Origin of the sequence: Nitrosomonas sp., from assembly GCF_040256045.1 — a bacterium.
GTDB lineage: Bacteria > Pseudomonadota > Gammaproteobacteria > Burkholderiales > Nitrosomonadaceae > Nitrosomonas.
In genome coordinates, this window is the sequence record NZ_JBDZWD010000012.1 from 1 (window position 1) to 22,720 (window position 22,720).

The window sequence follows — 22,720 nt, forward strand, 5'->3', positions numbered from 1 at the left end:
ACCAGGGTCAACAGCCTGGCTAAAGCTTAAGGGCTTATCCCGAACTCAGGTTATTTAGGCACGGGCAAATCCAATATCCTTGAAAGAATCGAGCCCAGATTCCTGCCATCTATCAGCCCTTCTTTTGCAGACTAATCATCATCACACCAATCAACACCAGCCCCGAGCCTGCCAGCTGTACCAGCGACAGTTGTTCCGCGAGAAACACATAAGCCAGATAAATGGTTGCCACCGGCCCCAGCGCACCTATCATGGAGGTTTGCATAGAGCCGATTCGCCGCATAGCGGCAGCAAGAGCGAAGGCGGGCATGACGGTAGAGAACAGCGCCATGCCGATGCTGAGGCCATAGACACGGGTGGATTGCTGCAGGTCATCCAGCGGATGGGTGAGCAGAAATTGGGCGATGCAGGCAAGACAGGCGACGGTCATGGCGTAAGCGGTAAAGCGCATGGAGCCGATACGGGCGATGGTGTGTCCGGCACCAATCAAGTAGATGGCATAAGCCAATGCGCTGGCAAAAACGAGGCTGCTACCCATGAGCAGACCATCCGACGTGATGTGGAAATCGTGCACGAATACCAGCCCGATTCCGGCATAACTGAGCAGCAAGGCGAACCAGACCCTGCGCCCGATAGCAGCGCGGAACACCAGCGCGCTGATAAGCACCACCATGGTGGGATACAGAAACAGGATCATGCGCTCCAGCCCCGCGCTGATGTATTGCAGACCGAGAAAATCAAGAAAACTTGCCAGATAGTATCCCATCAGCCCCAGCAGCAGGACGGCAAGCCAGTCGCGCCGAGCCATAGGGGTGGCCTGCGCCCGTCCGTGCAGCATGGCAAATACGAAAAATGGCACGGAAAACACCATGCGCAAGGCCAGCAAAGTTACGGCATCCACAGGCTCGACATAGGCCAATTTGATGAAAATCGCCTTGGCGGAAAAACCAATCGCCGACAGCAAGGCAAACAGAACGCCCAGCGCCTGCTGGTGCGAGGAAAAAAATCTTGCAAGTAAGGGGTGCATGAAGAATTTGGAAAATCCTGTATTCAGTCATTAAAAATACAGATCTTTTCACGGAAGACAGCAATCAGCGGGAGAAGACCCGTATCACTATCTGATAATCAGCAACTCAATGTAATGATCAGGCGCACGGGACAATGGCAGGAAACCGCCACAGTCGTAGAATCAGCATTGTTCTGGGAATGTTCATGTCGACGATACTATATGCGATACAGGCGCTATTGCCTATGACGATCAAGCACGCATCGTCTATCGTACAGCCATGCAGCAGAATAGCTCATTCTGAAAATGCGGTTCTCCGGCCCTTGCCTTTTCACAACGAGAATTCCAGGAAATAGCAGCCTCCTCAACATTCGGTGATGCTGACACTGACGGCCAGACCACCCAGTGAAGTTTCCTTGTATTTATGCGACATCTCCAAGCCAGTCTGTTTCATCGCATTGATACAGTTATCCAGCGGTATGAAATGCTCGCCGGTACCGCGACAGGCAAGCGCGGCGGCTGTGTGTGCCTTGATTGCACCAAAGCCATTGCGTTCGATGCAAGGCACCTGAACCAGCCCGCCGACCGGGTCGCAGGTCATACCCAGGTGATGTTCCAGCGCAATTTCGGCAGCATTTTCGATCTGCTCGGTAGTACCTCCGCGTACTGCACAGAGACCGGCCGCAGCCATGGCTGCCGCTGAACCCACTTCTCCCTGGCAGCCTACTTCGGCACCGGAAATAGAGCTGAGGTGCTTGATCAACCCGCCAATGGCCGCAGCTGTCAGCAGAAAATCCCGCACCTGCTGTTCAGTACCACCTTCATGTTTGAGCAGATAGTAAATGACTGCCGGAATAACCCCCGCAGCACCGTTGGTGGGGGCTGTAACGACCATATGCCCGGCAGCATTTTCTTCATTCACGGCCATGGCGTAAGCACACAACCAATCGTTCAGTGTGGCCTTTTCCGGATGTATCTGCAGTTGTTCGTACAAATCTTTCGCACGTCTGCGTATACTCAGTCCCCCCGGGAGACGGCCTTCCGCTGTCAGCCCCTGCTCGACACAGTGACACATGGCTTGCCAGATACTATCCAGCCCTTGCTCAAGCTCCTGCGCCGACATTCTGGTCAACTCATTGGCACGCTTCATTTCAGCGATGGATAAGCCGCTCTGTTGTGACATTTCAAGCATACCGATCGCAGAATCGAACGGATATGGATATAACCCGGCAGATTCCATTTTAAGCGGAGCGTTCAGCTGATTGATTTCTGCCAGGGTGCAGATAAACCCGCCTCCAATGGAAAAAAAGGTTTCTGACAGGATTTTTTTCCCCTCTTCATCCAGCAAGTAAAAAATCATTCCGTTAGGGTGCTGTGGCAAAGGGTCTGATTTATCGAAAACGATATCATCGTCGGGATTGAAGCCAGCACCTCTTCCGCTTGCAAGTTGCAGAATGTCAGTAGCCCAGAGTTTCGCCGTCAGTGCATTGACATCCTCTCCGGCAAGCGATACAGGGCTATGGCCATGCAATCCCAAAGTTACTGCCCTGTCTGTTGCATGCCCTCTCCCGGTAAATGCAAGCGAGCCCTTGAGCACACAATAGACACGATAATTGAGATCGTCAGGCGTCTGCGAGATCAACTGGTCGACATGATCACGAAAAACATTTGCTGCCATCATTGGGCCCATGGTATGAGAACTGGAAGGGCCAATACCAATTTTGAACAAATCGAGTACGCTGATAAACATAGGGTAGAACTTGCTGCTGAAGGTTGATATTGCAATTGCTGAAATTGTATAGCAGATCAATCGAATCTGCCCTGCGGATAAAAACAATTATTTTGCGAAAACCCAAAGAAACAATAATAATTGACCGGCATAAACAGGCTATGGTCTAATCCTGTCGTTAAGAAACAACAAAGGCGGTTAACTCAGCGGTAGAGTGTCACCTTCACACGGTGGAAGTCATTGGTTCGATTCCAGTACCGCCTACCAGTTTTTTCTGTCACACCCAGACAACCATGCCAATCGGGCTGATCTAGAAGGTGTCTGTCAGAACTTGTCATTGGCATAGACGGTTTGTATGACAGGGATATTTTTTGAACGGTGTTCTGAGTCACTGCGAACAACACTCCCCAACTAATTTTACTCCTTGTCGAATGTTCAATCCGGCTGCATTCCCCATTTTGCGATTGTTTATCGTATACCTGATACTGCTTTATTCTCCATTTTGTCAGGCAGATCTCGTGAAAACGGTAGAACGTATCAAACCGGCGATTATCGGAATAGGTTCTTTCCAGAAATTACGCTCTCCTCCTGTCAATTTTCTTGGTACCGGCTTCGTGATCAAAGATGGATTACATGCCATAACCAATGCGCATGTGATCTCTGATTTATCCGGCAACACCAGCAAGGATTCATTGATTATCATGACCGGCAGGGGTGAAAAGCCTGAACTGAGAAACGCCACGATAGTAGCTCTGGATAAAGAACACGATCTTGCGCTTTTACGTTTTGAAGGAACAGCATTACCCGCAATGAAATTGGGAGATGCCAGCAAAATAAAAGAAGGAAAATTAGTGGCGTTCACCGGCTTTCCAATCGGAATGGTACTCGGCTTTTACCCGGTGACCCATCGAGCTACCATTTCTTCAATCACTCCTGTCATCCTGCCTGCACAAAATGCCAGGCAGCTCGATGCAGCAAAGATTCGACAACTGCAAAAATCTGCTTACAAAATATTTCAGCTCGATGGCACAGCTTATCCGGGTAACAGCGGGAGTCCGTTATATGATCCGGATACAGGAGAAGTCTGCGGAGTGGTGAATATGGTTTTTATAAAAGGCAAAAAGGAGTCTATACTGAGTGATCCAAGCGGGATTAGCTATGCCATCCCAAGTAATTACATTCTCGATCTGCTTAAACAAGGTGGTTTTTAATCGTTTTATGACAGTGAGCTGGTCCGCCCCTCGATCTCACCGTTTTACGGTCTTTACCAATCTATACCAATCCATTTACTTATACGTCATTCTGGCTGAGGTGTACCTTGATTCGGGTCTCTAATCATTACATTTCCGGATTCTCCGTATTGCTTGCCAGCATCGAAGCTACTACACTGCTTGCGATCTTTTTTGCCGGTGCAGCCATTCGATTCATGCAGTGGGATGTCCCAATATCCGGATCACTGATCTCGCAATTACCCGGAGCAGTTACTTTTACTTTCGTAATCCTTGCCAGCATGGCTGCATTGGGTATGTACCAATTGGACGGCCGGCAGGATTTTGAAGGTATTCTGCTCAGATTGCTTCCTTCCCTTACGCTGGGTTTTGGTTTCATCACTCTCATCTTTTATTTGTTCCCGGATCTTTACTTCGGTCGTGGATTACTGGCTATCGTGATGCTGCTGGCCTTGTTGCTGATACTGATCATCCGGCTGCTTTTTTTCAGGTGGTCTGGACTCGACAGTTTACGTTCCCGTGCGCTCGTACTGGGTGTCGGGGAAAATGCCAGAGGATTACTTGATCTCATTAATAAAACTTCCATCCTGCCTAATTTAAAAATTGTTGGATTCGTTCCATTCGATAGAGAAAGCCGGCGCGTTCCAGCGGAAATGATCATCCCGAAAACCGGTTCACTAACCTCGCTGGTCGATCAGCACGATGTCAGTGAAGTCATCGTCGCAACTCAGGAAAGACGGGGGGGTACTTTCCCCATTCAGGAGCTGCTGGAATGCAGGATAAGTGGCATAAAAATAACTGATCTGGTCGGTTTCTTCGAAAGGGAATGCGGCCATTTGCGAATGGATTCACTCTATCCCAGCTGGCTGGTGTTTGGCAGCGGCTTTAACCAGGGAACCTTGAGAACCACAGTTAAACGTATATTCGATATCATCACCAGCCTGTTGCTGCTGATCGTTACGTTACCCATTATGTTACTGACCGCGCTGCTGATAGTGATCGAAGATGGATGGCCGGTATTTTATCGTCAGGAAAGAGTGGGATATGCAGGAAAAACTTACATGGTCACCAAATTCCGCAGCATGTTCAATGATGCGGAAAAGGCTGGAAAGCCGCAATGGGCCACTGCCGATGACCCCCGTTCGACACGGGTGGGAAAAATCATTCGCAAACTTAGGATTGACGAACTACCCCAGATCATCAATGTGCTCAAGGGAGAAATGAGTTTCGTCGGCCCTCGGCCCGAACGCCCTCACTTCGTTGACATGCTGAGCGCACAGGTTCCGTACTATAATATGCGGCACAGCATCAAACCAGGTATTACCGGCTGGGCCCAAGTACGCTACCCCTACGGAGCATCGATTGAAGATGCCATCGAAAAGCTCCAGTATGATTTGTATTACGTCAAAAATAACAGCCTGTTTCTCGATTTCGTCATTCTGATCGATACCGTCGGCGTCATCCTGTTGCGAAAAGGCAGTCGATGAATTTCAGCAGTCACGACTTCTCCCCGCGCTGACTGGTGTGATAACCATAAGCTACGCAGCAGCAGCGGCAGTCTTTTTCTTTTTATCCATTCTGCTCATTACCAGCTGGCGGGGACGTCTTTATGGTTTATTGCTGGCAGCGGCCTGTTTCACATCCTCGATATGGGCGGCAACGATTGCAGGACTGTCCTACCGGGATTATTCCTACCCGCTGCTGATCCAGACACTGGAACTGTTACGCAATGCCACCCTGACCCTATTCCTGATCACCCTGCTGGGGCCCTTCCAGCCAGAAAAAACAGATAAAGCGTCGCCTAAAATCAGACCGGCAGTTGTTGCCATCGCCCTGTTTTACCTGATCTGTCTGGTTCAAACAATCGTTTTCGGTCAGACCGCCGGTATTGATCCGGATCAGCCAGGTAATTCCCATGATTTTCTTGTATGGGTGGCAATGGCCATCATCGGAATGATCCTGGTGGAACAATATTACCGGAACACCCCCCGAGAACAGCGCTGGGGAATCAAATTCATCTGCCTGGGTATCGGTGGCCTGTTTGTCTATGATTTTTATCTGTACAGCGATGCACTGCTGTTCAGAAAAATCAGTCCCGATATCTGGGTTGCCCGGGGGTGGGCCAATACACTCATCGTTCCCCTGATTGCTCTCTCGGCCGCACGCAATCCAAAATGGATGGTAGGCATTGCAATTTCGAGACGTATCCTGTTTTACTCCTCCGCATTATTTGGCGCAGCGGTCTACCTGCTGTTGATGGCTGCAGCAGGCTATTATCTCCGATTCTCGGGGGGCACCTGGGGGACGGTATTTCAGCTGACTTTCCTGTTCGGGGCGATTATCCTGCTGATCGTCGTACTGTTTTCCGGGACGACGCGTTCCTGGCTCAAGGTATTCATCAGCAAGCATTTCTTCAGTTACAACTATGACTATCGCGAAGAATGGCTGCGCTTTACCCGCACTCTCTCGGAAGAAGAAACAGAATTGAGAATCCGGGTGATCAAATCCCTCGCACAGCTCGTCGAAAGTCCGGCCGGGGGAGTATGGTTCAAATCGGAACAGCATCATGCCTATCTGCCGATTGCCCGCTGGAATATTCCGCATATCGATGCTTCCGTAGCAATGGACAGCCCTTTTTGTCAGTTCATGCAGGAAAATTCCTGGGTGATCGATTTATACCAGCATGATTCTGAATCACAGAAGTACGCAGCAATGGTATTACCCGACTGGATGCCTACCATTCCCAAAGCACGCTGGGTAGTACCATTGATATTACATGGAGAACTGCTGGGATTCGTAGTGCTGACCGAACCCCGCAGTGCAGTCGAGTTCAACTGGGAAGTCAGGGATTTACTAAAAGTAGCAGGGAGGCAGGCAGCCAGTTATCTAGCACAGTACGAAGCAGCTCAGGCATTATCCACGGCTCGTCAGTTCGAATCCTTCAATCGCATGTCCACCTTTATCGTACATGACATCAAGAATCTGATTGCTCAGCTTTCGCTGTTACTTACCAATGCAGAAAAGCACAAGGATAACCCGGAATTTCAGCAGGATATGCTGGATACCGTAGCATTATCCGTCAATAAAATGAAACGCATGCTTGAAAAACTCAGCAGTGAAAACATGCGTGAAGAAAAAAATGCCCTGTCTCTGAATGAGCTGCTGCAACGGATCATTGCCAGCAAATCCTTTCATGAACCCAAACCAGTATTTGACATCACTGATACAAAATTGAATGTACTGGCCGATCCATCACGTCTGGAACGTGTACTCGGCCATCTGGTACAAAACGCAATCGAGGCGACTCCTAAAGACGGGTATGTCGAGGTACGGCTCAAGCAACAAACTGAATGGGCAGTTATCGAAATCGAAGATAGCGGGCATGGCATGAGTGAGCAATTCATCCGTGAAAAATTGTTTACTCCTTTCGAATCGACCAAAACAGCAGGTATGGGTATTGGTGTTTTCGAAAGCAGAGAATATGTCGAAGAAATCGGTGGCAAACTGCTCGTATCCAGCAAAATATCGAAAGGGACGATTTTCACGGTCATGCTGCCGTTAGTTGTTTAGTCTTACGGTATCCTTGTCGATTTCGATGGATACTAATATTTACACCGCACCCAAGATGCGGTTCATCTGATATTTCTCGTCACCCGTTCTTTCTGAAACACGATTTTATGCTCCGTTATTTCGAACGCCTGATCAATCCCTTTCCATCCGGCAAACTGACCGAACCTCCTGCCACACTCTACCGGTTCTGCCGCCATTACATGAAAGGCGCAGAGCTCTATTTCATTTTGCTGGCGATTGCCACCTTTTGTGTTGCCGTTGGCGAAGCCATGCTGTTCGGTGTACTGGGAACCATCGTAGACTGGCTGGCTGAGAAAGATCCGCAGGCATTTTTACAGGAAGAAAGACTGACTTTGCTGGGATTGTCACTTTTCATCCTGATATTGATGCCGGTTATCGTTTTCTTTCACTCAGTCATTCTGTACCAGTCCCTGATGGGAAATTTCCCTATGGTCGTTCGCTGGTTGTCCCACCGCTATCTGCTCGATCAGAGCTACGCTTTCTTCCAGAACGAATTCAGCGGACGTATCGCGACTAAAGTCATGCAAACGGCGCTGGCTGTGCGCGAAACGATCATCAAAACGCTGGATGTTCTACTGTTCGTCACTGTTTATCTGGTAACCGCATTACTGCTGATTGCCAATGCAGATCTGCGCCTTTGTATTCCACTGATTATCTGGCTGGCAGTGTACTTATGCATCCTGCACTACTTCATACCCAAACTCAGAAGCATCTCCAGGATTCAGGCAGATACCCGTTCAAACATGACCGGGCGTATCGTGGACAGTTATGCCAATATCCTCACCCTCAAGCTTTTCTCTCATACCCGGCGGGAATCCGACTATGCGCGGGACGGTATGCAAGAGTTCCTGAATACCGTCCACCCGCAAATGCGTCTGGTGACACAACTAAATACCTGTGTCTGGATCAATAACATGCTGTCCGTTTTTGCGATCGGTACACTTGGTATCCTGTTGTGGCTCGATGAAAGTATCAGCACGGGAGCGATTGCCATTGCATTGAGTCTTGCCATCCGTCTGACCGGGATGTCTCACTGGATCATGCTGGAAGTTGGAGAATTGTTCGAGAACATCGGCATCGTGCAGGATGGCATGAACATGCTGGCCAAACCGTATGTGGTAACAGATGCTCCTGATGCTGTACCACTGTTCGTTACGAAGGGACAAATAGACTACAACCAGGTTGAATTTTCCTACCATGACACTGTTAAAAACGAAGATCACCGGATTTTCAAAGCACTCGATCTCTATATCAGCCCCGGTGAAAAAGTAGGCATTGTTGGACCTTCCGGCGCTGGAAAATCAACTCTGATCAACCTTCTGCTGCGTTTCTATGACATTCGGCAAGGTAGTATCCAGATCGATCAGCAGGATATTCGTACCGTAACGCAGGAGAGCCTGCGTGCCAACATCGCCATCGTCACCCAGGACACCTCGCTGCTGCACCGTTCCATTCGTGAAAATATTCTGTTTGGCAGACCTGATGCCACCGAAGAAGAAGTCATCCTGGCTGCACAGCGGGCCCATGCGCATGAATTCATCCAGGAACTGATAGACAGTTACGGCCGCAGAGGATACGACGCCATGGTGGGAGAACGCGGAGTCAATCTGTCGGGTGGGCAACGCCAGCGTATTGCTATTGCCCGGGTACTGCTCAAGAATGCACCTATTCTGGTTCTGGATGAAGCAACGTCTGCGCTGGATTCGGATATAGAAGCCAGCATCCAGCAAAGCCTGCACGAGCTGATGCAAAACAAAACCGTGATCGCGATCGCCCATCGTCTCTCCACCATTGCGGCCATGGATCGGCTGATTGTGCTGGATAACGGATACATCGTCGAGCAAGGGCGTCACACCGAGCTGCTGTTACTCAACGGGCTGTATGCCAGACTGTGGAATCATCAGTCCGGCGGTTTTCTGGGCCATTTCGACCATGGGCCATGGTAGCCAGGGCGAAACCTGCTAACTAATCAGGGATAACCTTTCAGATTAAGGCTTACTGCTGTATGGCCGGAGGTTGATCAAACCGGCGATACAGCACGGGCAACACTACCAGCGTCAGCAACGTAGAGGTGATCAATCCGCCGATGACCACAATGGCAAGCGGCCGCTGCACTTCTGAACCCGGGCCGGTCGCAAACAGAAACGGAACCAGCCCGAGCATGGCTACCGTAGCAGTCATCAAGACCGGACGGAAGCGCTGCTCGCATCCTTTGATGACCGCATCCTTCACGCTGACCCCCTCATCACGCAATTTGCGGATATAGGAAATCAGTACCACTCCGTTCAATACCGCAATTCCCCACAACGCGATAAAACCAACCGACGCAGGCACCGATAGATATTCACCGGTGACAAACAGGCCAAATACACCCCCTATCGATGCAAATGGCAGCACCAGAATGATCAAAGCAGCCAGTCTGAGGGAATTGAACAACATGAACAGTAAAAAGAAAATCGCAAAAATCGTTATCGGAACAATGATCGAAAGCGTAGCCATAGCGCGCTCCATATTCTCGAACTGCCCCCCCCACTCGAAGAAATAACCGTCAGGCAGTTTCACTTCTTTAGCAATTCGCTCCTGTACCTCTGCCACAAATCCGCCCAGATCACGGCCATCGACATTCGACCCGACTACGACGCGACGCTTGGCATTTTCACGCGAAACTTGTGCGGGACCATCGATAATGCTGACGCTGGCAACGGTATATAAAGGTACGGTTACGCCATCCGGGGCCCGCAACAGCAAATTGCGAATATTTTCGATACTGTCACGAAAATGTTGCGGGAAACGCACCACAATAGCAAAACGCCGCTCCCCTTCGTATAAAGTACTGACTTCACGACCACCGACCGCAGTCTCGATCAGTTCATGCACATCGGCGACATTGATACCGTTACGTGCAATGGCATTACGATCGATATCGATGGTGAGAGACTGCTGGCCGGACAAACGTTCTATGCGGATATCCTGTGCACCTGGAATGCTGCGTAAAATGCGTGCGATCTGTTCCGATAGCTCCCGCAGTTTATTCAGATTGTCCCCGAAAATTTTTACTGCAATTTCGGAGCGCACCCCGGTCACCATCTCATCCACTCTTTCGGCAATCGGCTGTGACAAGACGATATTGACACCCGGCAAAACCTCCAGCAATTTGCGAATATCTTCATCCACTTCATCCTGAGTACGGCCGGATTCCGGATCAAGCGTCACCATTGGATCGGATTCATTCTGCCCAGCCGGATCAGCAGGAGATTCACCGCGCCCCAATTTGGATACCACACTTTTCACCCCGGGCACCTTCGATACAGCCTTCATGGCTTCCATTTCCATTTCAATAGCTTCGGACAAGGAAATCGAGGCTACTCGGTTGATCTGGGGTGTCAATGCACCTTCCTTCAAAGTCGGAATAAACGATTTCCCCAGAAACGGAAACAACGCAAAAGACAGCAGCAATAGTCCCAGCGCAGTGGTAACCGTCAGTTTTCCCCGCTTGAGTGCAGTGTTAAGCAAGGAGCGGTAAGCCGCTTTCAGTTTGGCAATGATCGCGGTATCGTGATCGCCTCCTCCCTTCAGAATGTAGGCGCACAGTACCGGGGATAAAGTCAGCGAAACGATCAGGGAAATCGCCAGAGCAATCGCAATCGTAAAGGCCAGCGGGCTGAACAGCTTGCCCTCCATACCCTGTAACGTCATCAGTGGCAGAAACACCAGAATGATGATGCAAATCCCGAAAATCACCGGTGTACCGACCTCCCCCACCGCCTCAATAATGGTACGCGCACGTGATTCCTGCGTGTTGCCACTATGGCCCAGGCGATGAAAGACATTTTCCACTACCACCACGGTTGAATCGACCATCAGTCCGATCGCGATCGCAAGCCCTCCCAATGACATCAGATTGGCGGAAATACCCTGGTGATTCATTACCATGAATGTCAGTAGGGGCGTAACTACCAGGGTCGCTACCACGATCAGACTCGAACGTACATCCCCCAGAAAGATGAACAATACGACGATGACCAGGAAAATACCTTCCATCAGTACCTTGCTGACCGTCCACAACGCAGCATCAACCAGATCAGTACGGTCATAATAAGGAACGATCTGCAATCCGTCCGGAAGCAGTTTCTGCTCATTGATCTCCGCTACTTTTACCTTGACACGTTCCACTATTTCCTTGGCGTTCCCGCCCCTGACCATCAGCACGATACCGGAAGCCGATTCAGTATATCCTCCCTTGATAACGGCCCCTGCCCTGACCTCCGTCCCTAGTTTTACCTCGGCAACATCGCGCACGAATACAGGTACACCGCGCTCTTCTGACAGGACGATATTGCCAATATCCTGGAGGGTGCGAATCAGGCCAACCCCCCTGACGAGATACTGTTCACTGCCGGTCGGCAGGATACCGCCGCTGGCATTGGCGTTATTTTCTGCAACGGCCTTCTCTACCTGGCTAAGTGTCAGATCGTAGTGACGCAGTTTGTTGGGATCCGTCAGCACATGATATTGCTTGACATACCCTCCCTGTGAATTGATTTCCGCCACCCCGGGAATGGACCGCAACATCGGCCGGACAATCCAGTCCTGCACGATGCGCCGTTCGGTCAGTTCTTCGACGGTCAGTGCCCGCTCACCGTCATCAGGGTGATCGATCGTGTATTGATAAACCTCGCCCAGACCCGTAGAAACCGGACCCAGGCGGGGGATAATTCCCAACGGCATTTTGCTGCCTGCTTCCAGCAGCCGCTCCATGACCAGTTGTCGGGCAAAATAAACATCGGTTTCATCGGTAAAAACTAAGGTAATGATAGATAAGCCGCTCTTGTTCAATGAACGCATTTCCTCCAGCCCAGGCAGACCGGTCATGGCAATTTCCAATGGAACCGTCACCAACCGTTCTATTTCCTCCGGACTGCGACCGACTGCCTCAGTTGCAATCTGCACCTGAATGTTGGTGACATCCGGAAACGCATCGACTGATAAACGTTGCGCCGCATATAGACCAAATCCCATCAGAATCAGCGCCAGCACGACTACTACCAGTCGCTGCGCCAGCATGGCGCGTACCAGAGAAATAATCATCGTTACTCCAGATCCTTGCGCTTGCGCTCGTTATTCAGGTGAAAGGCCCCATCGACGATAATCTGCTGATCTGGTGTCAACCCTTCCAGAACGGGCCTCACCTGATTGATCATTTCATCCAGTTTGACCGGGATCAAAGTGAAGCCGCCATCTTCCCGGGCAACGAATACATGATCCTCATTGTTCTCACGTACCACTGCCCCTTCCGGGATAACCAGACGCTCATGCGCATGTTCATCGATATTTACTGTGGTCAGCATATCCGGACGCAACCTGCGTTCAGGATTATCCACTTCCGTACGGACGGTTACCGTCCGTGTCAGCGGATTGACGATGTCGGATACAAAAATGATGGTTCCATCAAAACTCGTATCCCCCAAGGCAGGGACACGCACTTCTACATGCTGGCCCAGCTCGACAAAGTGTGCGGCATATTCAGGTACATCTCCCACCACCCATAGCACCGACAAATCAGCCAGGGTAAATAACTGATCTGATGGCTGAACCACCTGACCCAGTGCAACATCGCGTGCAATCACCGTGCCGCTGCGTGGTGCGGTAATAATCACGGAAGGCAGAATCTGGCCGTGCTTGGTCAAATCCTGCACTGCCTGGTTATCCATTCCCAGCAGGCGCAAATGATCCTTTGCCGCACTCAATTCAGCGTTTGAAACCTGTAATTCCGACTCCCGACGCTGTAATTCAGCAGCACTAATGACATCCGCCTCAAACAATTGCTGGGCGCGCATGGCTGCACGCTGTGCCAGCACTGCCAGAGAATTGGCACGCAGATAGGCCAGTTGAGCCTGAGTCAGTTCCGGGCTTGAAATCCTGGCCAGTTTGGTGCCGGCGGAAATACTATCTCCTAAATGTGCATAAATTTCGACGATCCGCCCGGTAAAGCTTGCCCCGACCTGAACAAGCTTCAATTCATTGACCTTGATCTGTCCGGGGACACTCAGTTTTTCAGCAATATCAGCATAAAAGGGCTTGCCGGTTTTGATCCGTTCGCGTAAATCCGGCCTGAGAAAAATTGTATTGGCATCATCCGTTTCTGCCTTGACGTGTTTTTCCGGGGGTTCCGGTTCTTCTTCGCTCTTGCAACCCGGAACAAACAGTGTTACGAATGCAAGAAAAACAGCAACGATCTGTATCTGCAAATTCATTGGAAAAGGTTACTCCTGTGGATAATGCGCTCGCAGTCGATCTATCTCTGCCGCTGCTGACTGTAATTCGAACTGGGCCTGCAATAGCTCCGAGCGGGCATTACGCAATACCCGCTGGGTATCCAGCACCTCGATAAAACCTCTTTCCCCCAGCCGGAAAGCAGCTTCCGCCACACGCAACGCTGCTTCCGCTTCCTTGACGATACCGCCTTCAAACATTTCCACTCTGCGCCGCGCAATTTCCATCGCCTGCCAGGCGGATTCCAGCAATCGATTGATCTCATAGCGGCGATAATCGAGTGTCTCACGCACCCTGGCCGCATCTGAGACCGCTGCATCGACTTCACCGCGCCGCTGATAGAAAAGCGGAATCCGTACACTCAACCCGGCGGTATTCGATGTGAATTGCTTGTCCTGATAATTACTGTAAAGAATGTTCACTGACGGCAGTACAGAAGCACGTTCCTGATCGATTCGCAAATGTGCACGATTTTGCTCTGCCTCCAGGCGCAAAATTTCAGGATTTATAGTTGATAGCTCAGCACGTAACGCTTCAAGTGAAGGCAGCTCGACCGGATCACTAAGTGAAGCAGTCACGTTAAATGCAGCAGGCAAGGCACCTGCTGTCAATTGCAACAAAGCAATACGTGCCCGTTCGGTATTCAATAATGCTGCCTCTTTTCTGCTCGCTGCCGTCATTACTTCGGTATCGGCACGAATCAACTCGAAGCGGGCAGTTTCACCCGATTCAACACTCAGCTTGATACGGCGCTGTATTTCTCCCATCAGATCATGAATATCTGATTCCATCTCAGCCAGACCACGCCGCAGCAGAAATTCATAAATATGTACCCGGAGTTGCGCCGCCAGATCTGCTCGTGCCTGTTCCAGATTTGCGCGACTGGCTTCCACACCGGCCTCTGCCGCCCCGATCCGGGCACGACGCACAAACGGATTTTCCAAGGACTGGCTGACTGTCACCTGCCGTTGCATAGAAGCAGGCCCGGTATCGATCTCAGGTAAACGCTTACTGTCAGGGCCGGCCATAAAAGTAACTTCAGGATTGGGAAATGCCGACGCACTGGTAACCTCTGCTCTGGCTATCTCAACCTGTGAACGGACAGCCTGCAATAGACCATTGGCCTGCAAACCCATACGCTGAATATCAGAGACGGTATATCCACTTCCCGCCGCCAGAACAGAACAATTTGGTCCCGTAAATAAAGCGAAACCAGACAGGAAACCCCAGAAAAAAATTTTCCGCATACGAACTGAAGATAAAAGCTGTAGTTTTTATAAAGCGAGTAGTTATTGTTCTTTGGCTGTTTTTCGTTTTTTTATCAAACGTTTTTTCCACCACCACCCCGCTGCCAGCAGAATGAAGATCACATACCAGATACCATAAGTCCGCATCCATGATTCTGGATTTTCTTGTACGAACAACTGAATTTCAGCCAGGTCCGCAACCTGCAGATGCTCATGGGTCGTTTCGGCCGTCTGCAGATACAGCTCGATTGACAGGTGATAACGCCCCGTCTTTTCAGGGGTAATGATCCAGGACCATCGGCTCATCTCACCCTGACCGGAAAAGAGTTGCATTTGCGGCTCCGGCGGATCGATCGAAAATGCATCTCCGACTATCCCGGCTCGCATTTCAGGAAAAACCTCGCTGCGAATACCTTGTGGCTCGGTTCCGGGATGGGATTTCTTAACAATATCGTTGATACGCTGCGCCAATTTTCTGGTATTCAGTTGCAGCGTAATTTCGAAAGGTTTGTACTGTTTTATTTCTTTCGGCAGGCTAACCACCGAACTGTCAGCTGGCAGTTTCATCATCGTCAGTGGTGGAAAATGTTTCTCTCCATACCACGCATGTGCCAGAAAATTCATCACAAATGGAACAAACAAAACTGCTGCGAGCAAAGCTGGAAACACTATGCTGAAACGAACATCTTTCTTATACATCATACTCCCTCAAAACTGAACGGCTCCTGAACGATCCTTCCACTATCGGATGACATCGCAATCCCATGGAATAGAGAGTAGACTCGGAGGAAAAATAGGAGTGGTTTTCTGTTATGGCGCATGGCGTTCCCTGTTTCGTTGCCCATCGAGGGTATCCCGCATTGTATCCGGAAAATTCACTGGTCGGAATTCAGGCTGCGATCTTGGCTGGTGCTCGTTATATTGAAATTGATATTCAATTGAGTCGTCAACTGACTCCTTATCTCTGCCATGATGATGATCTGAGGCGATTAACCGGCCATAATGTTTATCTGACTGAACTACAAGACGATGAAATTGATAAACTGACTGTCTCCTGCCTGGATATCACGTATTCAGCCGATATAAAGCCGGTTCCGATTCCCCGTCTGGCAGAGTTCTGTCGATATCTGGTGCAACATCCGCAGGTCACTACATTTATTGAAATCAAATTTGAAAGTATTACCCGATTTGGTTTGAACAAAACGATAGATGCAATTCTTCCGGTCATCGAGGCGGTACACGCGCAATGTGTGTTGATTTCATTCGACTGGGAACTGATAGCACTGATCAAATCTCGCCAGATGTACAAAACCGGCTGGATCATCGGACACTGGACTGATGAGCAATCAGCCATGGCAGCACGCTTACAGCCGGATTATCTGTTCAGCAGTGTCCGTTGTCTTCCTGAAAAACTTGATCAACTCTGGCCTGGCCCCTGGCAATGGGTGATTTATACCGTTGATGATTACGCTACGGCACTCGATTATGCAAAAGCCGGCATTACACTGATCGAAACCGATACGATTGGCACGCTGCTCGCTTCCTGATCAAATCCATGTCTACAACTCGCCACTACGACATTGTAATCATAGGAGGAGGAATTCAAGGCACAGCTGTTGCACAGGCTGCCGCTGCACTTGGTTACAATGTGCTGGTGCTGGAAAAAACCGCTTTGGCTGCAGGAACTTCGAGCCGTTCAAGCAAACTGATCCATGGCGGTCTGCGTTATCTGGAAAGCGGCCAGTTTGGACTGGTATGGGAAAGTCTGAAGGAACGTGCTGCACTCCTGCGTCTTGCGCCTTCACTGGTCAGGCTGCAGCCGTTTCATATCCCCATTTACGATCAGACTTCACGCGATGCGCTGACCATACGCGCAGGGCTCAGTCTTTATGCCCTGCTTGCAGGATTAGGCAAAGGCGCAGGCTTTCGTTCTGTACCAAGAAGCAAATGGGGAGAGCTGGACGGCCTCTCCACACGCGGACTTAGACACGTCTTCCAGTATTGGGATGCACAAACTGACGATCAGGCGCTCACCCGGGCGATCATGCATTCTGCATCCTTGCTCGGGGCGGAATTACGCTGTCCGGCTGAATTCATCCATGCCAGAATTTCCGGAGATACTTGTGAAATCGAATTTCTGGAAAACAATCAGCCGTGCCAATGTACGACAAACACACTCGTCAATGCTGCCGGACCATGGGCCAGTCAGGTAGCAGAACGAATATCGCCTGCACCACCGGCATACCCGGTAGAGCTGGTACAAGGCACTCATCTGATACTGGAAGGAAAGCTGGACAAAGGCTGTTATTACCTCGAATCACCTCAGGATCAAAGAGCCATTTTCGCCCTTCCATGGAGGGAGCATATATTACTGGGTACAACTGAAACAGTATTCCAAGGAAAACCTGAAAAGGCCTTCCCACTGATATCTGAAGAAAACTACCTGCTGGGTTGCTTCCGGTATTATTTCCCCGATCACGATGTCCTAGTACGAGAACGTTTTACCGGCCTGCGTGTACTGCCTGTATCGCGCAACGGCCCTTTCGGTCGCTCGCGTGAAACTCACCTGCAATATGACTCGCCTGAATCCCCTCGGGTTGTGGGAATTTATGGAGGGAAACTGACTGTCTGCCGCGCAACAGCCCAGAAAATTCTGCATACTCTGCGGCCTTCACTGCCCGTCCGGATTCCCAAAGCAGATATTTCACAATTGACACTCAAGCTTCCTTAACATGATTTGGCTGGGGCCTATTTTTCCCGATCTTTTCCATTTTTTTTGCGCGGCGTGCGATCTCTTCTTTGATTTCTTCCAGGAAACCATTGTTCTTCTTATGCTGCTGTTTTGTCTTCCACCAAGTAAAGCAGACAATCGCCCCCAGCAAAATCGGCACAAAACTCACCACTTCAATACCATCAAACATTAAAAATACAACGCCAGTCGAGATACCAAATACACCTAGTAATCCCGTTAGGTATCCCTTGCGTCCATCCCAGATCGATTGTGCATATTTAGTGCACCATGCCTCGATCTGATCCCGGGTCGATACCAATTCCTCATCTGTCCATTTTTTAAGATTCATTTGTCCTCCTCCTGATCAATTATCACTGATGTCACCCGCTTACCCGAGCACTCGGATGATCGAACCCGATACAGATACCTGGATTATGATTCGGAAAGATCATATAAATGGAGTACTGCCCGAAGCACGCTATAAATCAGGCCTGTTCAAGTGGCAAAGTTTATCAGTACCTGTCTATACTCTAAGTGCATTTTTTACTGCTGACGCCATTACCACCGAAACAGTATCATCTGGTTGAACCCTTGTCTGCCAGTTCAAACTGCCCCCGTTATCTAGCGACTTTAGATTTGCGCTTAATTCTGCAATATTGCCCGCACATCTGTAAAAGATGCGACTTGGTCGCGGCCAATACTCCAGCACTCAATTGAAACTCGACTCATGAAATCATTGTTCACTGTTCGGAGTAAGACATTCGATGAAATGCAGGTAAATAATGAGTAATACCAGGTAAATCCTACATTTCTTGTCAGTCGACTTCCAGCAGTTTGTCGGACTGTCTTGAATTTGAGGAGGTGAAGTAGTGCTTGAAATGCTTTCTGGTGCCGGGAGGGGGAATCGAACCCCCATGATGTCACCATCGCGGGATTTTGAGTCCCGTGCGTCTACCAATTCCGCCATCCCGGCTCAAGTTGCGGCAAGAGCGTAATTATTACCGAAATCGCCCTGCACAGCAACTGACAGCAATAAAACGAAGATCTGATTCTACCCGGATTGTGCATCACCCGGTTCTGAGCTAGTATTTTTAACAAAAATATGTTTGGCTTGGGTTTTTGTCATTACTTCCGTTCCCTCGCGCTCCGCTGAGCCCTTATGCCACTCTCACCGGAAATGGTTAAACCAGCTCGATATTGCTAAAAAACAGAAACCATAAAACTATTCCATACTTTTTGAGAATTTCATGCAAAACCCTATTTTGAATGACTCGGACGATACTGCGACTATTACGCCGGAAGCGGAATTGCTTGTCAGTGAAGTATCCCAATATCTCAAGCCTGAAGATCTGGCGTTACTCAAAAGTGCCTATTTCTTCGGCCAGAAGGCACATTCCGGTCAGTTCAGGAAATCGGGTGAACCTTATATTTCCCATCCGGTTACTGTTGCCAGAATACTGGGTGAGCTACGCCTGGATGCAGTTACGCTTACTGCTGCATTGTTGCACGATGTGGTAGAGGATACCGGTATCCTGAAGCAGGAAATCAGTGAAAGATTTGGTTCTTCCGTAGCTGAGCTTGTGGATGGAGTTTCAAAGCTCGACAAAATCAGATTCCAGACACAGGCAGATATGCAGGCGGAAAATTTCCGCAAGATGCTGCTGGCTATGGCACAGGATGTGCGGGTAATACTGATCAAACTGGCTGATCGCCTGCATAACATGCGCACCCTCGAAGTAATGTCACTGGAAAAACAGCACCGTATTGCGCAGGAAACTTTGGAGATTTATGCTCCGATCGCTCATCGACTCGGTCTGGAAAACATATATCAGGAATTGCAGGAGCTAGGTTTCTGTTTTTCCTACCCCACTCGCTACAAGGTCCTGCTCAAAGCAACTAAAGCAGCCCGGGGAAATCGACGAGAAGTCGTTGGCAAAATTCTGGATGCAATCCGACAGCGTCTGCAGGAAGCGGGGCTGGAGGCTGCAGTAACCGGGCGTGAAAAACATTTGTACAGTATCTATAAGAAAATGGCCGAGAAACATCTCAGTTTCTCGGATGTGCTGGATATTTACGGTTTCCGGGTGATCGTCAAAGATGTTTCTTCCTGCTATGTGGCACTCGGAGCTCTCCATAGTCTTTACAAGCCGATTCCCGGTAAATTCAAGGATTATATCGCCATTCCCAAATCGAATGGTTATCAGTCATTACACAGTACATTGCTCGGGCCTTACGGATTACCGATAGAGATACAGATCCGCACCCATGAAATGCATCACATTGCGGAAGCAGGGGTAGCTTCACACTGGCTTTACAAGAGCAAAAACACTGATGCCGAGATGAGTGATCTGCACATGAAAGCCAATCAGTGGATGAAAGGTCTGCTGGAAACCCTGAATGACTCTTCCGATTCGCTCGAATTTCTGGAACACCTCAAGGTTGATCTGTTCCCTGGTGAAGTATATGTTTTCACTCCTCAAGGCAAAATATTGACATTACCAAGAGGCGCAACAGTAGTGGATTTCGCCTATGCCGTACATACCGATGTCGGAAATTGCTGTGTGGCGGCCAGAATCAATGGTGAAATCACCCCATTGCGTACCCGACTGAAAAGCGGGGATCGCGTGGAGATCATCACTGCACCTGCCGCCAAGCCGAATCCTGTCTGGCTGTCTTATGTCGCAACCGGTAGAGCGCGCTCCAGTATTCGCTATTTTCTGAGAACCATTCAATACAGCGAATCAGTCAAGCTTGGAGAACGCCTGCTGAATCAGGTACTGCATTCTTTTGGCGTAAATCCGGACGCTATCGAGCCATCGCAATGGGAAAAACTGGTCAAAGAAAGTGGGGCTAAATCTAAAGAAGCACTGCTGGCAGACATTGCGTTGGGAAAACAGCTTGCAGCCGTTCTGGCCAAACGCCTGGCGGTACCAGGTGAATCTGTCTCAACTATCCAGAACAATAACTCCATCACCATCCTTGGTACGGAGGGAATGGCCGTCAAATTTGCGCGATGCTGCCATCCCATACCTGGAGACGGTATCGTGGGTCTGATCAAGAAAGATCAGGGATTGGTGATCCATATGCAAGACTGCTCTGCGGTAATCAGGATCAAAGATCATAAAAATATGGACAATCAGCTGGATGTCGTCTGGGGAGCGGATATTGATCGAACTTTTCCTGTCAATATATTTATGACGGTCATAAACAAGAGTGGGGTACTCGCCAGAGTAACTGCCGAGATTGCTAAAGCAGATTCGAATATTGACGATATCACACTGGAGAACGATAAAGATTACACCACCATGCGCTTTATCCTGCAAACCAGAGATCGTCAGCACCTTGCACAGATTTTCCGCAGGCTGAAGCACATCGGTGAAATAGTCAAGATGGGACGTATCAAGAATCTGTGAACCACCACTTTATAAAAAATGAGTGCCAACGATCTGCTGCTCGACTTTACTTCGCCCGGAGCGATCCCTCCTGATCCTGCCGAGGTGGTGCAGCGAGTGATTGATGAGACACAAACGACGATGCGGACGCTCGAATTGCTTCTCGAAAGCGAACGGGTGGAAGAGGTAACCGGATGGAAGTTGCTGGCGATGTTTTATTTGGCGACCGACCGGATAAACGATCTGGCTAAGATTGAAAAGGAATATAAAAGTATTACCGGAGCATCTCTTTCAGCAGACTTCCGGAAGAAATATTCACAGTGGTTTAATGGTGAAGCTGCCGTCAGTCCAGTGATATTTGAAATGCCGAAAGAAATTACTGCAGCAGCACTGCCTGATAGCATCATCATTCGGCGTGGACAATGTTCTTCCGGTAGCGTGGTACTGGATTTTTCACAAGTCCAGGAAATTGATAATGACGGGCTGAAGAAACTGGCACAACTCTTTTCTTCTTTGGTTCAAGAAAGCACCAGGCTCGAATTGAAACAGGCAGATCGCTTCATCACCCGCCTGCAAAACAAAGCAGAAACAGGCACCGTATCCCGCACAATATGGGATGTATTGTTTGCCTATGAACGGTTCCGCGGTGACAGGGGGGCTTTTGAAGAAAAAGCGATCAAGTTTGCTGTTCTTTACGGGATTTCACCCCCGTCCTGGGAATAGCACCAGCACCATTATCGGCTTTTCTTCTCCGCACGTACTTTCTCGATCAACTGATTCAGAACTGAAATGGTATCCTGCGGGGTACCGCCTGCTTTACCGCTGGTCAGATATTTGCCATCCACTACCAGTGCCGGTACACCAGTCAGCTTGTATTGCCGTGTCATCTGGGCAGAACGGTTTGCCTGATTCTGAACTGTAAATGAATTGTAGGCACTGACGAACCTATCGCGATCAATACCCTGTTTTGCAACCCAGTCGAACAGCACCACTTCTTTCGATAAATCTGTTTTTTCACGATGAATGGCGTGATATACCTTGTCATGCAGCGTTTGGGTCAGGCCAAGGCTTTCCATTGTATAAAAAGTTTTCGCACCCGGTACCCAGTTATTCCTGAAAATGGCAGGCACAAACCGAAACACCACATCAACCGGTTTATTTTCCAGCCAGCGACTGATATAGGGATGCAAATCACTACAATGAGGACAGCCGTACCAGAAAAATTCAATGACTTCGATGTGTTTTGGATCGCTTTCCGTCGGCTGAGCAGTTGACAATACTGTGTAATCCCTGCCTTCAACGATTTCTGCATGAGCAATCAATACTTCTGCCAGGTTCATGACAAAAAAACTCAAGAGAAAGCAGATAATTTTTCTTATAGCCATCTATTTTTCCTCATTTTCAAAGTTGGTAAATCGTAAATGATATTTCCGATGAAAAAGAAAAAACAAACCTGTTCCAGTGGATTCCAGTTAATTTGCGCCCCGGGCCCGGACACACAGTCAGAATCGATTGTTACCAG

General features: G+C 49.4%; 17 protein-coding genes and 2 tRNA genes. 10 read left to right on the forward strand and 9 right to left on the reverse strand.

Features of this window, described 5'->3' with window-relative positions; genetic code table 11:
* Positions 1-112 precede the first annotated feature (112 nt).
* Both ABUL11_RS03715 and ABUL11_RS03720 read right to left on the reverse strand, forming a co-directional pair.
* Positions 113-1,027: a DMT family transporter gene (locus tag ABUL11_RS03715; RefSeq protein WP_350282518.1), complete on the reverse strand. Its 915-nt coding sequence runs from the start codon at positions 1,025-1,027 to the stop codon at positions 113-115.
* A 343-nt stretch (positions 1,028-1,370) separates the two neighbouring features.
* On the reverse strand, positions 1,371-2,696 hold the full coding sequence (locus ABUL11_RS03720) for an L-serine ammonia-lyase (protein WP_396956273.1): 1,326 nt from the start codon (positions 2,694-2,696) through the stop codon (positions 1,371-1,373).
* A 231-nt stretch (positions 2,697-2,927) separates the two neighbouring features.
* Here ABUL11_RS03720 and ABUL11_RS03725 point away from each other — a divergent pair.
* The 5 genes from ABUL11_RS03725 (at position 2,928) to ABUL11_RS03745 (ending at position 9,501) form a co-directional block, all read left to right on the forward strand.
* Positions 2,928-3,002 (forward strand) — tRNA-Val (locus ABUL11_RS03725).
* Between the two features lie 251 nt (positions 3,003-3,253).
* On the forward strand, positions 3,254-3,946 hold the full coding sequence (locus ABUL11_RS03730; RefSeq protein ID WP_350282520.1) for a S1 family peptidase: 693 nt from the start codon (positions 3,254-3,256) through the stop codon (positions 3,944-3,946).
* A gap of 107 nt (positions 3,947-4,053) precedes the next feature.
* Positions 4,054-5,451 (forward strand): TIGR03013 family XrtA/PEP-CTERM system glycosyltransferase, encoded by a 1,398-nt coding sequence (locus tag ABUL11_RS03735; RefSeq protein ID WP_350282521.1) that lies wholly within the window; start codon positions 4,054-4,056, stop codon positions 5,449-5,451.
* 37 nt (positions 5,452-5,488) lie between these two features.
* Positions 5,489-7,534, forward strand: a complete 2,046-nt coding sequence (gene prsK, locus ABUL11_RS03740) for an XrtA/PEP-CTERM system histidine kinase PrsK (protein WP_350282522.1) — start codon at positions 5,489-5,491, stop codon at positions 7,532-7,534.
* A gap of 107 nt (positions 7,535-7,641) precedes the next feature.
* Complete coding sequence (locus tag ABUL11_RS03745; protein WP_350282523.1) at positions 7,642-9,501, forward strand: ABC transporter ATP-binding protein; 1,860 nt, start codon at positions 7,642-7,644, stop codon at positions 9,499-9,501.
* A gap of 49 nt (positions 9,502-9,550) precedes the next feature.
* Here the strand turns inward: ABUL11_RS03745 and ABUL11_RS03750 are convergent, their stop codons facing one another.
* Genes ABUL11_RS03750 through ABUL11_RS03765 form a run of 4 tightly spaced genes read right to left on the reverse strand, consistent with a single transcriptional unit; the run spans position 9,551 to position 15,774 of the window.
* The gene (locus ABUL11_RS03750) at positions 9,551-12,643 is read right to left on the reverse strand and encodes an efflux RND transporter permease subunit (protein ID WP_350282524.1); all 3,093 of its coding nucleotides are present in this window, start codon (positions 12,641-12,643) and stop codon (positions 9,551-9,553) included.
* Between the two features lie 2 nt (positions 12,644-12,645).
* On the reverse strand, positions 12,646-13,809 hold the full coding sequence (locus ABUL11_RS03755) for an efflux RND transporter periplasmic adaptor subunit (RefSeq protein WP_350282525.1): 1,164 nt from the start codon (positions 13,807-13,809) through the stop codon (positions 12,646-12,648).
* 9 nt (positions 13,810-13,818) lie between these two features.
* Positions 13,819-15,075 (reverse strand): TolC family protein, encoded by a 1,257-nt coding sequence (locus ABUL11_RS03760; protein WP_350282526.1) that lies wholly within the window; start codon positions 15,073-15,075, stop codon positions 13,819-13,821.
* A gap of 42 nt (positions 15,076-15,117) precedes the next feature.
* On the reverse strand, positions 15,118-15,774 hold the full coding sequence (locus ABUL11_RS03765; protein ID WP_350282527.1) for a hypothetical protein: 657 nt from the start codon (positions 15,772-15,774) through the stop codon (positions 15,118-15,120).
* Positions 15,775-15,887: 113 nt separating this feature from the next.
* Between ABUL11_RS03765 and ABUL11_RS03770 the strand changes: the two genes are divergently transcribed.
* Together ABUL11_RS03770 and ABUL11_RS03775 are read left to right on the forward strand one after the other, a co-directional pair.
* Positions 15,888-16,622, forward strand: a complete 735-nt coding sequence (locus ABUL11_RS03770; RefSeq protein ID WP_350282528.1) for a glycerophosphodiester phosphodiesterase family protein — start codon at positions 15,888-15,890, stop codon at positions 16,620-16,622.
* An 8-nt stretch (positions 16,623-16,630) separates the two neighbouring features.
* Positions 16,631-17,806 carry an FAD-dependent oxidoreductase gene (locus ABUL11_RS03775; RefSeq protein ID WP_350282529.1) on the forward strand — a complete coding sequence of 392 codons (1,176 nt, stop codon included), beginning with the start codon at positions 16,631-16,633 and terminating at the stop codon, positions 17,804-17,806.
* Here the strand turns inward: ABUL11_RS03775 and ABUL11_RS03780 are convergent.
* On the reverse strand, positions 17,793-18,155 hold the full coding sequence (locus ABUL11_RS03780) for a hypothetical protein (RefSeq protein ID WP_350282530.1): 363 nt from the start codon (positions 18,153-18,155) through the stop codon (positions 17,793-17,795). The genes ABUL11_RS03775 and ABUL11_RS03780 overlap by 14 nt on opposite strands.
* Positions 18,156-18,210: 55 nt before the next feature.
* On the opposite strand from ABUL11_RS03780, the gene ABUL11_RS03785 reads away from it, so the two are divergent.
* Positions 18,211-18,393: a hypothetical protein gene (locus tag ABUL11_RS03785; protein WP_350282531.1), complete on the forward strand. Its 183-nt coding sequence runs from the start codon at positions 18,211-18,213 to the stop codon at positions 18,391-18,393.
* A 299-nt stretch (positions 18,394-18,692) separates the two neighbouring features.
* Here ABUL11_RS03785 and ABUL11_RS03790 read toward each other — a convergent pair.
* Positions 18,693-18,779: transfer RNA gene (locus ABUL11_RS03790), tRNA-Leu, on the reverse strand.
* Positions 18,780-19,053: 274 nt separating this feature from the next.
* On the opposite strand from ABUL11_RS03790, the gene ABUL11_RS03795 reads away from it, so the two are divergent.
* Together ABUL11_RS03795 and ABUL11_RS03800 are read left to right on the forward strand one after the other, a co-directional pair.
* Positions 19,054-21,219: a RelA/SpoT family protein gene (locus tag ABUL11_RS03795; RefSeq protein WP_350282532.1), complete on the forward strand. Its 2,166-nt coding sequence runs from the start codon at positions 19,054-19,056 to the stop codon at positions 21,217-21,219.
* Between the two features lie 18 nt (positions 21,220-21,237).
* Positions 21,238-21,921: a hypothetical protein gene (locus ABUL11_RS03800; protein WP_350282533.1), complete on the forward strand. Its 684-nt coding sequence runs from the start codon at positions 21,238-21,240 to the stop codon at positions 21,919-21,921.
* 11 nt (positions 21,922-21,932) lie between these two features.
* Here the strand turns inward: ABUL11_RS03800 and ABUL11_RS03805 are convergent, their stop codons facing one another.
* Entirely contained in the window at positions 21,933-22,583 is a 651-nt protein-coding gene (locus tag ABUL11_RS03805) for a thiol:disulfide interchange protein DsbA/DsbL (RefSeq protein WP_350282534.1), read from the reverse strand.
* Between the last annotated feature and the right edge of the window lie 137 nt (positions 22,584-22,720).

Bases quoted from the DNA above. Each gene is read 5' to 3' on its own strand.
- ABUL11_RS03745 (WP_350282523.1), top strand. From the start codon at position 7,642: ATGCTCCGTTATTTCGAACGCCTGATCAATCCCTTTCCATCCGGCAAA.
- ABUL11_RS03785 (WP_350282531.1), top strand. From the start codon at position 18,211: ATGATCGAACCCGATACAGATACCTGGATTATGATTCGGAAAGATCAT.
- ABUL11_RS03780 (WP_350282530.1), bottom strand. From the start codon at position 18,155: ATGAATCTTAAAAAATGGACAGATGAGGAATTGGTATCGACCCGGGAT.
- ABUL11_RS03775 (WP_350282529.1), top strand. From the start codon at position 16,631: ATGTCTACAACTCGCCACTACGACATTGTAATCATAGGAGGAGGAATT.
- ABUL11_RS03760 (WP_350282526.1), bottom strand. From the start codon at position 15,075: ATGCGGAAAATTTTTTTCTGGGGTTTCCTGTCTGGTTTCGCTTTATTT.
- ABUL11_RS03795 (WP_350282532.1), top strand. From the start codon at position 19,054: ATGCAAAACCCTATTTTGAATGACTCGGACGATACTGCGACTATTACG.
- ABUL11_RS03755 (WP_350282525.1), bottom strand. From the start codon at position 13,809: ATGAATTTGCAGATACAGATCGTTGCTGTTTTTCTTGCATTCGTAACA.
- ABUL11_RS03750 (WP_350282524.1), bottom strand. From the start codon at position 12,643: ATGATTATTTCTCTGGTACGCGCCATGCTGGCGCAGCGACTGGTAGTA.
- ABUL11_RS03800 (WP_350282533.1), top strand. From the start codon at position 21,238: ATGAGTGCCAACGATCTGCTGCTCGACTTTACTTCGCCCGGAGCGATC.
- ABUL11_RS03720 (WP_396956273.1), bottom strand. From the start codon at position 2,696: ATGGGCCCAATGATGGCAGCAAATGTTTTTCGTGATCATGTCGACCAG.
- ABUL11_RS03770 (WP_350282528.1), top strand. From the start codon at position 15,888: ATGGCGCATGGCGTTCCCTGTTTCGTTGCCCATCGAGGGTATCCCGCA.
- ABUL11_RS03715 (WP_350282518.1), bottom strand. From the start codon at position 1,027: ATGCACCCCTTACTTGCAAGATTTTTTTCCTCGCACCAGCAGGCGCTG.
- ABUL11_RS03805 (WP_350282534.1), bottom strand. From the start codon at position 22,583: ATGGCTATAAGAAAAATTATCTGCTTTCTCTTGAGTTTTTTTGTCATG.
- ABUL11_RS03765 (WP_350282527.1), bottom strand. From the start codon at position 15,774: ATGTATAAGAAAGATGTTCGTTTCAGCATAGTGTTTCCAGCTTTGCTC.